We start from the raw sequence: 12,220 nt of genomic DNA, 5'->3' as shown, positions 1-12,220 counted from the left end.
TCATGAAACCGCATCAATGAACGGGCTGGATTGAACAGTTGATCTGCATCCAACCTGAACCCGAGCTTCCTGCCGGGCGAGCGGCCGCGGCGGATCCCCCTGCTTAGCTATCTCAAGACGTAAAGCCAAATAAATGCGATGATCCCGAGCACCATGAAAAAGGCGTAGGACTGCACGAAGCCGGTCTGCAGAATCCGGAGGGGGTAGCTCAGGATCTTGACTGTAAAGCCCACGACGTTGACCAGGCCGTCGACGATCCACTTGTCCCACCAACAGGACACATTGGCCGCGAACCGCGTAAACCAGCCGCTGCCATTGACACCGCCGTCGATCACTCCGCGGTCGAAGGCCCACAAGGCATTCCCCAGATCCTTCGTGCGGTTCACAAACAGGGCATCGTAGATTTTATCCATGTAGTACTTGTTGAACAGGACCGTATATACCGGCCGCGCCGATGCCATCGCCCGATCCGGGGCGGACGAGGGACGATAATAAAACCGGTAGGCCAGATAGATGCCGATCGAGGCCACCACCACCGAGAACAGTGCCAGACTGGCTTCGGCGCCCAGTGAGGCGTGCTCGACGGCAGCGGCTCCGGCTTCGGCCGCAGGATGCTTGAATACCGGCTCAAGCCAGCGCTCAAAACCATCAAAGCCTCCGAATAGAAACTTCGGAATCTGGACAAAACCTCCGATCACCGAAAGCACGGCAAGAATCTGCAGAGGAACGATCATGTTCGAGGGCGATTCGTGAATGTGATGTTCCACTTCCGGATCGACCCGCGATTCATTGTAAAACGTCAGGAAAATCAGCCGGAACATGTAGAACGCCGTCATGAGCGCGGCGGCCACGCCGATCAGCCAGAGCCACCACCGGCCATATTCGCTGGAGAAGGCCTGCCACAAGATCTCGTCTTTGCTGAAGAATCCGGCAAACGGGGGAATGCCCGAAATCGCGAGCGTGGCCGCCAGCATGGTCACATAGGTTTTGGGGATCTTGTTCTTGAGCGCCCCCATCCGCCGCAAATCCTGTTCGCCACTCAAGGAATGGATTACGGAACCGGCGCCCAGGAAGAGCAGGGCCTTGAAAAACGCGTGTGTCATGAGATGGAAGATGCCGACGAAATAGGCGCCGACTCCGCACGCGAGAAACATGTAACCCAGTTGGCTGACGGTGGAATAGGCCAGTACGCGCTTGATATCGTTCTGGACCAGGCCGATCGAAGCCGCAAAAATTGCCGTCAACCCTCCCACCACCGCCACCACCATCATCGCGGTCGGGGCTTGCTGGTAAATCGCGCTGGTGCGAGACACCATGTACACGCCCGCCGTGACCATCGTCGCCGCGTGGATGAGCGCGCTCACCGGGGTGGGGCCCTCCATCGCGTCCGGCAACCACGTGTACAAGGGGAGCTGGGCCGATTTGCCAGTGGCCCCAAGGAATAACAGGATTCCAATGGCTGTCATCACTCCGACCGTACCGAACGCTTCACGTGGGGCCTCAGCAGCCCTCGCCATGACCGTCCCGAAGTCCAGCGAGCCAAACGTCTGAAAGATCAGAAACATGCCGAGCATGAACCCGGCGTCCCCGATCCGGTTGACGATGAAGGCCTTTTTGCCGGCATCCCCCGCGCTCTTCTTATGAAAGTAGAAACCGATGAGCAGGTATGAACACAACCCCACGCCCTCCCAACCCACGAACATCAAAGCAAAGTTGTTCGCCAGGACCAGCGTCAGCATGGAGAACATGAACAGGTTGAGATAGGAGAAGAAGCGGTAATAGCCTCCGAGACGCGGCCCATGCTCATGGGCCATGTATCCGGTAGAATAGACGTGGATGAGGAATCCCACGCCGGTCACGACCAGGATCATGACGGCGGAGAGTGGATCCAGGCGATATCCCCATTGGACCGAGAAATTCGAGAGGCCGTGCGAGGTAAGCGCGGCCCCCGCGGGAATCCATTCGAAGAGATTGAGGTTGAACACCCGCTCTTCCGGGGCGAGCCGGGACAATTGCCACACCACACCCACCGACCACAGGAACGATAACAAGGTCGAACTCAAAGCAAAAAAGTCCACGGTGGCTTTGGAGAATCGTTTTCCAAACACTCCATTGAAGAAGCTACCCACCAGCGGAAGCAGGGGAATCAGCCAGATGTACTTGAGAAAATTCATAAGAATTCAAGGGTGCATGGAAAAGCAAAGACGAACTTACCGCAGAGCCGCCAAAAACGCAGAACTTCAATGGTAAAAAGCGGTTTTGATCCTTATCTATAATCTATCTATACTCCGCGGTCTCCGCGACTCGGCGGTCAAGTCTCTCTTTACCATTTCAGCAGATCGATTTCGTCGGCATTCACCGTCTCCTTGTTCCGGAACAACGCGATGATGATGCCGAGTCCGACGGCGGCTTCAGCGGCGGCGACCGTGATTACGAAGATGGCATAAATCTGACCCGTAAACTGCTGCCAATAGCTTGAAAAAGCGACCAGATTGATGTTGACGGCGTTCAGTATCAACTCAATCGACATAAAGATGATAATGATGTTGCGGCGGGTCAGCACTCCGATGACACCGATCGTGAACAGCGCCGCCGCAAGAATCAAATATTCTGATGTCGTCACCATGGTTCTGTTTCCTCGCCTGAACTGGCTCGAATCCCGGGATGTCCGCCGGCGCCCGTCTATTTGTCCGAAGTCAAGCGCCGTTTCGCGAGGATGACGGCGCCAATAATCGCCACCAGCAGAAGCAGCGAAGCGATTTCAAAAGGGAGCATATAGTTCTGATACAGCATCAAACCGATTTGTTCGGAATTCTTCCGGGTCAGGTCCTGGGCCGGTCCCGTCGCCGGCGGGAGAAGGGTCGTCTTCCCCCGCACAATCACATAGGCAAACTCAACCAATAACGCCGCACTCGCAATCAAAGCGATAATCCACTGCTTGTTGAAGCGTCGCTCGGTGCTGACGACTTCAAGATTGACCAGCATGATGACGAACAGGAACAGCACCATGATCCCGCCCACGTAAACAATCACTTGCACGGCGGCCAGGAATTCCGCGTGCAGTTGGAGATAAATCCCTGCCACCGAGAAGAGGGTGGTGATCAAAAACATGGCGCTGTGAACGGGATTGCGGCGGGTGATGACCATGAGCGCGGAGGCAATGGCGATCACCGCTAAACAGTAAAACAGGATTTGGTCAAAAGTCATCGCTCAACCTGACGTCCCTGCCGGCTATTGCTTGGCGCACGAGGCGTCCACTTGACTTTAAAGATTTCAGACAGCCTCAAACAAAATCGCGGGAAACGGAATACTGCAGGAAAGATCACCAATCCTGGACAACAATCCGTGGATTGTGTCACTGGCTCTTTTGACCGGCCCCCCATCCGCTCACAGCCACTCAAGTTCTCCCCTCGGATGACGGCGCCGGGTTCTTCAACGCGGCATGCGAAGCCCGCACATTACCTCTTGTACTTTGTGATGACGGGCCCGTCCTCAAGTCGTTTCCGGTCCCAGATGAAGTCCCGCTGATAGGTGGCCAGTTCGAAATCCTGGGTCAGTTCCAGTGCGGGGGTGGGACAGGCATCCTCACACAGCCCGCAGTACATGCAGTGGCCAATATCATAGGTGAACGTCGTCAGGATGTTCTTCTTTTCGATCTTTTCCGAACCTACCTCAATACAATCGATGGGACAGGCGAGCTGGCAAAGCTTGCAGGCGATGCACAACGTCTCGCCGTTTTCCGGATCCTTGTTTAATCGCGGCGCGCCCCGAAAGCGCTCCGCCACGCTGGGCCGTTCCTTGGGATACTGTTCCGTGATGTTTTCACTGGGCTTCTGATAGTAAAAGGTGACGACCAGGCCCTTGATAAAGTCGATCAGGAAAATCGATTTGAAAAACTCCGAGATGAAGCTCTTGGGTTTGAAAGTTGTCACACGATACATGGTTCGGAATTCACCAGCTTTCCGTGCTCAGGAGGGGCGTCCGCCGCGGCGGACAGTGCGCCCCTACAATGGGAACTAAGTGCGAAAGTATAACCTAAGAACCGCTGTCAGGATGACATTTCCGATCGAAATCGGGATCAGGTATTTCCATCCCACCCTCATCAACTGGTCATAACGAAAACGCGGCAGCGTGGCCCGCAACCAGATATACAAATAGATGAAGAAATATACCTTCAAAAAGAACCAGACCACCCCCGGAACCACCTGCAGGAAGGAGAGGGCCTTAACGTTCGGGAAGGGCGACAACCATCCTCCCCAGAAGAGTGTTACAGCAATCGAAGAGATCAAGATCATGTTGGCGTATTCCGCCAGGAAATAGATGGCGAACCGGAACCCGCTGTACTCGGTGTGAAACCCGGCCACCAGTTCCGACTCAGCTTCGGGGAGATCAAAAGGGGCCCGGTTGGTTTCAGCCACCCCGCAAATCAGATAAATAAGAAACCCGACGGGCTGAATGATCGCGAACCACCATCCCATGTCCTTCTGGGCATTCACGATGTCGATCATGGAGAGCGAGCGCGAGTAAATCAGGACGCTGACGATGGCAAAACCCATGGCCACTTCATAGCTCACCATCTGGGCAGCGGAGCGCAGTGAGCCGAGCAAGGGATATTTGGAGTTCGATGCCCATCCCCCCAGGATGATCCCGAACACCCCAATCGAGGACAAGGCGAGAACAAACAGGATTCCCACGTTGACATCCGTGATGTAGAGATGAACCGGATATCCAAACACCGTGGTATGGCTGTCGCTGAAGGGGATCACGGAGAAGACCGCAAAGGCCGGAATCATCGTGATCACCGGGGCAAACATGAAGAGCCACTTGTCGGCCCCCGCCGGAATGATATCTTCCTTGAACATCAGCTTCACGGCATCGGCGATGGGCTGTAGCAGCCCGTATGGACCGACGCGCATGGGGCCGAGGCGGACCTGCATGAACGCCACCACCTTCCGCTCGAGATATGTGGTGTATGCCACAAAGAGCACGAGGACCAGGAAGATGATGAGGATTTGCGCCGCAGGAATCAGGAAAAATTCAACCATGAGATTTTTAGTCAGAACCTGGAGAGTGGAATCATCAGGAATGGCAAGCGTTGAACCCCTGCGATCGAAACAAGGTCGTCCGTTTTGCCCGGGAGTCGGCTTTCGATCACCGGTCAATCTCCCCTAAAACGATATCGATCGTGCCGATAATGGCCACCACATCGGCCACCAGCTGCCCGCGCACCATGGACGGCAAAGCCTGGAGGTTCACAAACGAGGGCGGCCGGATGCGCGTGCGGTACGGCGTGGTCGTCCCGTCACTCACGACGAAGAAACCCAGCTCTCCCTTGGGCGCCTCGATGGCGTGATAGACCTCTCCCGCCGGGGGGCGAATGACCTTGGTGACCTTTCCCATGACGGGACCGTCCGGCAGCTTTTCGATGGCCTGCATCACGATGCGCCGCGACTGCCGCATTTCCTCGTTTCGCACCAGGTACCGGTCGTAAGTATCGCCCATCTCCCCGATCGGGATATCAAAATCCAAATCGGCGTAACACTCGTACGGGAAAGCCTTCCGAATATCGAACTTCACTCCGGAGCCGCGCAGCACCGGCCCGGTCACTCCGAGGGCAATCGCATCCTCGGCCTTCAGGATGCCAATGCCACGGGTCCGCCCGATCCAGATTCGATTGTCGCTAAGGATCTGCTCATACTCGGCAATGCGCCGGGGAAAATCGTTGCAGAAATCGAGGCATTCGGCCTCGAATCCTTCATAGGTGTCAAATTGCAGTCCCCCAATACGAAATGAATTCGTCGTGAGGCGCGCCCCGAAGTATTTTTCGAATATATTGAGGATTTTCTCGCGCTCGCGAAAGCAATACAGGAAGATGGTCATCGCCCCGATGTCCATGGCGTGCGTTCCCAGCCACACCAGGTGACTGGCAATCCGCTGAAGTTCTGTCAGGATCACCCGGAGGTACTGGGCCCGCGGCGGAACCTGGACGCCGAGTAGTTTCTCGACCGCTTCGCAATAGCCGAGGTTGTTCGACACCGAGGCCACATAATCCATGCGGTCGAGGATCGGCCCGTAGTGGCGGTAATCGCCGTGCTCGCCGAGTTTTTCAACGCCGCGATGCAAGTACCCGATGTAGGACTCCGCCCCCAGGACCTTCTCGCCGTCCAGGTGAAGCCGCACGCGGTACACGCCGTGCGTCGCCGGATGCTGCGGGCCCATGTTGATGACCAGTTCACTGGAATCCAGGAACGTGTCATGGTCGTGGGGCGCCGTGATGACCTTTTCTTCAACGTCTGCCATAAACTCCGCGCTCTCTGTGCCTCAGCGGTGATTCTTCTACTGCCCGGTCTCGATATTCAAATTCGCTTTCACCCACTCGTCATCCATCTGCTGAATGTGATAATCCTTGCGAAGGGGATGCCCTTTCCATCCTTCCGGCAGGAGGATCCGTTTCAGGTCGGGATGACCCGTGAACTTGATCCCGAACATGTCGAACACCTCCCGTTCCAGCCAGTTGGCGGTTGGCCAAAGAGAGGTCACGCTGGGGATGGTTTCGTTTTCGGCCACATAGACCTTCAAGCGCACGCGCTCATTCGTCTTGAACGAGTGGAGGACATAGACCACATCGAAGCGTTTCTCGCGGGATGGATAATCGACGGCCGTGACGTCTACCAGGTAGTCGCAGGGCATGACTTCGTTTTCGCGCACGAACTTACATATATCGATGAGCGATGGGGTGGCTAATATGATGACGTTTTGACCGACCATGGTGTGCGCTTCGATCACTGAACCTTGAAACCGTTTATTGATCTCCTCGACCAAAGGTGAGGTCCACGGGGTCGAGACGGCGGCGGCCGCCTTGGTGGCCAGTTTCTTTTCGCTAACTGAAGGATGTCCCGGCATTTGTCCCGCCGGCGGCGGAGGGGCCGCAGGTTTGGCGGAATCCGGCGCGGGCGGTTTTGGTTCGGGTTGGTCTTTCTTGATTTCGTCAGGCATGTTCACTCATAAAGTGCGGCATTCTGAGGTGTGTTTCAGTGGCAGGTCAGCCCGTCATCAAACAAAGGCGCGATGATAATATAGCGGCATTCAAATGTCAATTTGCCCGCTCATTATCCCCTCTCGCAAAATCGGTGATTCCGTGGTTGAACACCATTGCGTGTTCGAGGCGAAAGGTCAATGAGCGGACCTACTTGGACACTTTCTTTGAGGAATTAAAAGAGGCGAGTTTCTCCCAGTCAATTGAACCGTCGGATCGGCAGAAGTCTGCCATGAAATCTCGCGTGAATTCGAATCAGACCCTCACTTCTCTCCGCTCCCGATCTTTTCCACCACACCGCATCATTAAAATAGCGTCCTTTACAGAACTTCCTTGCCTTCGCAGAGATTGATGAGCAGTGCCAAAGCAAGCACCTGTGGTCGACGCCCGCTCCCTTCTCGAACCACCTTAAGAATACCGGCTTGCTTCAGACTCCTCAACATGGACATGACCATGGGGGTGCTCGGCATATCCTCGCGCGAGGTCAGATCGCTACTGCGGAAAATGGGACGCTCGAAAAGTCGATCGAGCATCGGGATCGCGAATTGGGAACGAGTGAGACCAATTACCCGAGCCTTGAGCCCATCGTACAGGTCTTGAATGGCTCTGGCTTTCGCAGAGTTGACTTCGGCTTGTGCGATGAGAGCAGTAAGGAAAAAAGAGACCCATCGAGTCCAACTCCCAGGGGACCCGAGTTCTCGCATTCCCTGTACATACTCATCGCGGTGGGCTTCAAAGTAGGCCGAGAGGTAATAACTGGGGCGGCTTAAGAGTTTTTTCTCGGAGAGAAACAGTGGTATCAACATGCGACCAATCCGGCCGTTTCCATCGATAAACGGATGGATGATTTCGAACTGGGCATGAACTACAGCTAATTGAACCAGGGGATCGCGTTCCTCTGCGTGATAATACTTCTCCCAATTACTAAGATGGTTCATGAGAAACATGGGGGATGGCGGAATGAAGTCGGCCTGCTCGATTGGAGTGCCGTGCTTGCCAATCCAATTCTGAGTTGTTCGGAATCTTCCACGTCCTTTGTTATATCCCCGGACGCTGTCAAGCAATATATTATGGAGTTCGAGTAGCGTATTCAAACCAAGGGGTTTCTCCTTTAACATTTCCTCAGCTCGGAAAAGGGCACGGCGGTAATTGATTATTTCCTGGATATCCAAGCGACGAGACTCATCTGCCACTTCCTCGCCAGCTTCGAACTTGAACACTTCTTCTAGATTCGCTTGGGTCCCTTCAATCCGGGAGGAAATGACCGCCTCTTGTGTGGTGAGCGGGGATAGCAAGACATCGGGATTGGGAACACTGTAAAGAACACCTTCAAAACCAGCAATCGCTCGGTTTGCTTTCCCAATCTGTGGAATAAGCGACTTCCATTCAATGGTTTCGATGGGTAATTGTTCCGGCTGAAAAGGTTTCATGGTTGTAGTTTTGCGTAAAGTATACTACAGCGCAACGCTTTTGTGTAAAGCATGTTTGATTTTGATTAACACAAAAAGACTTATGCACATTCTACTTCACACAAACCTGTTCGTTTGACAAACACCAACTGTCTTCAGTTATCTAAAATCACCAGCCAGAGTTTCCGAATTTATTCAGACTGCTATTACGACTTTGTGACAGGCCACCGCAGTTTCTCCGCAAGGACTGCGAACCACAATTCGGTTTCTACACGACCATACCAAAAAGGTATGAATAAAAGGAAAACACATCCCGACATTCATACTTTTTCAAACTCCCCATTTGTATTTTTCTTGCACTCTTTGCCCTGCATTTGGGTTATCATTACGGTTCATCAATTTTCCCTAATCACGGATCCGTCGTAACACGGGGTCCGGTGAGGAAATTCCGATTTTCCCGGGGCGTTCGGCTTTATCGGCGGACCTCGAAAAATCCCATGTGTTTTAACAAGTGTACTTTCATCTCCATTTCAGCCTTCAATCCCTAACCATGAAAGAGCCTTAACGATGAAGGAGCTCTCCATGCCTGAAGAAGTAGCAAATCAATCCAAGTCTGGTGAATTCTCTCTCACGCGGCGCGAATTTGTGGCGACGGTCGGCACCGCGGCGGCGACCACGGCAGTGTTGTCGACCGTGGATCTTGGCGTCATCGATACTCCCTTGCTGGCGGCGGAGACCCCGCAGGTCGACAAGTTCCATTCGATGATTATGCTGAAGGTCAACGGCGAGACGCACCGTCTGGTGGTCGACAACCGGGCCGTGCTGGCGGATGTGCTGCGCAACGATCTGGGCCTGACCGGCACCAAGATCGGCTGTTCACGCGGTGAGTGTGGGGCCTGCACCGTCGTCATGGACGGCCGCGCGCATTATTCCTGCTCGGTGCTGGCCCTCGACGCCCAACACAGCGAGATTGAAACCATCGAGGGTCTGGCAAAAGGCGACCAGTTGCATCCCCTCCAGGCGGCTTTCATCAAGCACGATGCCATGCAGTGCGGGTTTTGCATTCCCGGCCAGTTGATGGCCCTGAAGGCCGCCATCGGGCGTAATCCCGATTTGTCGCGGGAGCAGCTGCGTTACGCCATCTCCGGGAACGTCTGCCGGTGCGGCTGCTATTCCAACATCCTCGACGCCGCCGTGGAGGCGCAGACCGCGATGAAGAAGGCTTGAGGGCATCTCACAAGAGCCCGGGAGGGATTCAAAGGGCGAATCCATCCCGGCTACCAAGGCTTTATAGAGGGATGATCTGAGATTTCAGATCGGAGATTTCAAACGAACTGCAAGAAAGGCGACTGTCATGATCGACGACGAAAAGACGCAGAAACCGATCCCGCCCGGGCAGGATCAGGAATACGAAGAGAGCGAAGTCAATATTGAAGGCCGGCGGGTCATCGTGCGGACGCGCAAGGTGCCGCCCTTGCCCGACTGGACGAAGACCGAGATCGTGGGCCAGCCGGTCCCGCGTGTCGATGGCGTCGACAAGGTGACGGGCCGCGCCAAGTACACCTCCGACATCCAGTTGCCGCACATGCTTTACGCGATCGCCGTCAGGAGCGAGTTGCCGCACGCCCGTGTGAAGAGCATCTCAGCTGAGAAGGCGCTGGCTCATCCCGGAGTTCACGCCGTTCTGCTTCCGAAGGACGTGGAGCGATATATCATGGGCAATCCCTTCGCCGGGACTCTCCCCCTGCTGACCCTGGAACCGAAATACACCGGAGAGGAGATCGCCGTGGTGGCCGCCGAGACCGAGTTCCAGGCCGAGGACGCCGCGCGCCTGGTTCAGGTCGAATACGAGCCCCTCCCATTTGTCCTCGATCCGGAAGTCTCCATGAGTGATAAATCGCCGGTCAAGTTCTTTCCCGAAGGCAATTTCACCGGAGGCGGATTCGGCCAAAGAAAAATCGGCCAACCATCGGTTCATACCCGTGGGGATTTGGAGGCCGGCTTTAAAGAGGCCGACCACATCTTCGAAGAAACGTTTCGCACTGAACCCCAACAACATGCCTGCATGGAAGTCCATGGAACCGTGGCCTTCTGGGATGGAGATCACCTGACGGTGTGGGAGTCGACGCAGGGCGTATTTGGAGTGCAGGAAGAGATCTCGCGCGTTTTCAAGCTACCCATGAATGATGTCCGGGTCATCGGCACTCACATGGGTGGCGGATTTGGCAGCAAAGGGGGCGCCGGCAAACAGACGATGCTCGCTGTCCTCATGGCCCGGCGCACAGGGCGTCCCGTGAAGATGGTGCTTTCACGGAATGAGGATTTCATGGGGGTGTACCGGCCCGCCTCCATCCAGCATTACAAGGTCGGAGTGAAGAACGATGGCCGGCTCACCGCCATCGACATGAAATCCATCAACGCCGTGGGAGCCTACCTGAGCGGTTCGATGTGGGGCAATTCGAGTCCCATGACGCAGCAAATGTACGCCTGTGCGAATGTCCGGGCTGAAGACAACGCCGTGTTCACGAACACTCCACCTCCGGGGGCGATGCGCGGCCCCAGCAACGTACAGAACGCCTGGGGGCTGGAGCAGTTGATGGATCTGATCGCTCATAAGTTGAACATGGATCCCGTCGAGTTGCGAATTCGCAACGACGTCAAGACCGACCAGGTCACTCACCAGCCTTACCATAGCAAAGGCCTGACGGAGTGCTTCCAGCTCGGCGCCGAGAAATTTCATTGGGATGAGAAACGGAGGCGGCCCAACGATCCCGCCGGCACCAAGAAATACGGCGTCGGCATGGCCTCGCAGATCTGGGGCGGAGGCGGGGGTCCACCGGCGACCGCGATCGTCAAGATCAATCAGGACGGCTCCATTAACCTGTTGACCGGGGCCGCCGATATCGGCACCGGCACGCGCACCGTCATGTCTCAAATCTGCGCGGAGGAGTTGGGCGTGCCCGTCGACCGGATTCATGTCACCAATGCCGACACGGAAACCACGCCGTATACGTTGCCGAGCTACGGGTCCATCACTCTCGCTTCGAGCGGTCCGGCGGTGCGCTCGGCCGCCAATGATGCCAAGCGTCAATTGCTCGATCTGGCGGCAGGCTCCCTGGGAGTGAAGCCGGAGGAGCTGAGTTCCAAGGACGGGTTTATTTTCGTCACTGCTCAGCCCGACAAACGGATGAAATTCGACGCGGCGGCCGGGGCGATGCCCGAACGCACGCTGGTGGGACGAGGCTATCGCGGACCGAACCCCAAGGGTCAATCCCTGAACGCCTTCGGTGCACAGTTCTGCGAAGTGGAAGTCGACACGCACAGCGGCGAGGTCAAGGTGTTGAAATTTGTTGCGGCCCACGATTCGGGGCGCGTCATCAATCCTCACACCTTCGCGAGCCAGGTCAAAGGCGGGATTACGATGGGGACGGGATACGCGCTTTCAGAACGGCGCTTGATCGACAAGAATACCGGTGTTCCGGTGACCGCCTCGCTGCTGGAGTACCGGCCTCCCACCTCGCTGGACGCTCCCGTGGACATCGAGGTGTACAGCGTCGATGTTCCATACACGGCGAATAACATCGGCGCCAAGGGCGTCGGCGAGCCTCCACTGATCGCCACGGCGCCCGCCATCGCCAATGCCGTTTTCCACGCCACCGGCGTGCGCGTGAAGTCAAATCCCATCACGCCCGAGAAGATTGTCGAGGGGTTGAAGAGTTTGGGAAGCAGGACGTAGTGCGGACGTCATTGAGGATATCACCCATTCGTGCATGCT

General features: G+C 55.8%; 10 protein-coding genes. 2 read left to right on the top strand and 8 right to left on the bottom strand.

Annotated features, from left to right (window positions below):
* Positions 1 to 107: 107 nt before the first annotated feature.
* The 8 genes from nuoL to LAO21_05875 all read right to left on the bottom strand — a co-directional run bounded on the left by nuoL (position 108) and on the right by LAO21_05875 (position 8,466).
* Complete coding sequence (gene nuoL, locus LAO21_05910) at positions 108 to 2,174, bottom strand: NADH-quinone oxidoreductase subunit L (GenBank protein MBZ5552235.1); 2,067 nt, start codon at positions 2,172 to 2,174, stop codon at positions 108 to 110.
* A gap of 149 nt (positions 2,175 to 2,323) precedes the next feature.
* Complete coding sequence (gene nuoK / locus LAO21_05905; GenBank protein MBZ5552234.1) at positions 2,324 to 2,626, bottom strand: NADH-quinone oxidoreductase subunit NuoK; 303 nt, start codon at positions 2,624 to 2,626, stop codon at positions 2,324 to 2,326.
* A gap of 56 nt (positions 2,627 to 2,682) precedes the next feature.
* Positions 2,683 to 3,207 carry an NADH-quinone oxidoreductase subunit J gene (locus LAO21_05900; protein ID MBZ5552233.1) on the bottom strand — a complete coding sequence of 175 codons (525 nt, stop codon included), beginning with the start codon at positions 3,205 to 3,207 and terminating at the stop codon, positions 2,683 to 2,685.
* 251 nt (positions 3,208 to 3,458) lie between these two features.
* The gene (locus LAO21_05895; protein MBZ5552232.1) at positions 3,459 to 3,941 is read right to left on the bottom strand and encodes an NADH-quinone oxidoreductase subunit I; all 483 of its coding nucleotides are present in this window, start codon (positions 3,939 to 3,941) and stop codon (positions 3,459 to 3,461) included.
* 75 nt (positions 3,942 to 4,016) lie between these two features.
* Positions 4,017 to 5,045, bottom strand: a complete 1,029-nt coding sequence (gene nuoH / locus LAO21_05890) for an NADH-quinone oxidoreductase subunit NuoH (GenBank protein ID MBZ5552231.1) — start codon at positions 5,043 to 5,045, stop codon at positions 4,017 to 4,019.
* A gap of 106 nt (positions 5,046 to 5,151) precedes the next feature.
* A complete protein-coding gene (locus LAO21_05885) occupies positions 5,152 to 6,300 on the bottom strand; it encodes an NADH-quinone oxidoreductase subunit D (GenBank protein ID MBZ5552230.1) in 1,149 nt (382 codons plus the stop codon).
* A 36-nt stretch (positions 6,301 to 6,336) separates the two neighbouring features.
* A complete protein-coding gene (locus LAO21_05880; GenBank protein ID MBZ5552229.1) occupies positions 6,337 to 6,768 on the bottom strand; it encodes an NADH-quinone oxidoreductase subunit C in 432 nt (143 codons plus the stop codon).
* A 588-nt stretch (positions 6,769 to 7,356) separates the two neighbouring features.
* On the bottom strand, positions 7,357 to 8,466 hold the full coding sequence (locus LAO21_05875) for a Fic family protein (GenBank protein ID MBZ5552228.1): 1,110 nt from the start codon (positions 8,464 to 8,466) through the stop codon (positions 7,357 to 7,359).
* Between the two features lie 546 nt (positions 8,467 to 9,012).
* Here LAO21_05875 and LAO21_05870 point away from each other — a divergent pair.
* Together LAO21_05870 and LAO21_05865 are read left to right on the top strand one after the other, a co-directional pair.
* Positions 9,013 to 9,672 carry a (2Fe-2S)-binding protein gene (locus LAO21_05870; GenBank protein MBZ5552227.1) on the top strand — a complete coding sequence of 220 codons (660 nt, stop codon included), beginning with the start codon at positions 9,013 to 9,015 and terminating at the stop codon, positions 9,670 to 9,672.
* 127 nt (positions 9,673 to 9,799) lie between these two features.
* Entirely contained in the window at positions 9,800 to 12,181 is a 2,382-nt protein-coding gene (locus LAO21_05865; protein MBZ5552226.1) for a xanthine dehydrogenase family protein molybdopterin-binding subunit, read from the top strand.
* The last annotated feature ends 39 nt before the right edge of the window (positions 12,182 to 12,220 follow it).

This window comes from Terriglobia bacterium, assembly GCA_020073085.1.
GTDB lineage: Bacteria > Acidobacteriota > Terriglobia > JAIQFV01 > JAIQFV01 > JAIQFV01.
Note: the sequence above shows the minus strand (reverse complement) of the source record. Positions and strands in the feature narration are given on the sequence as shown.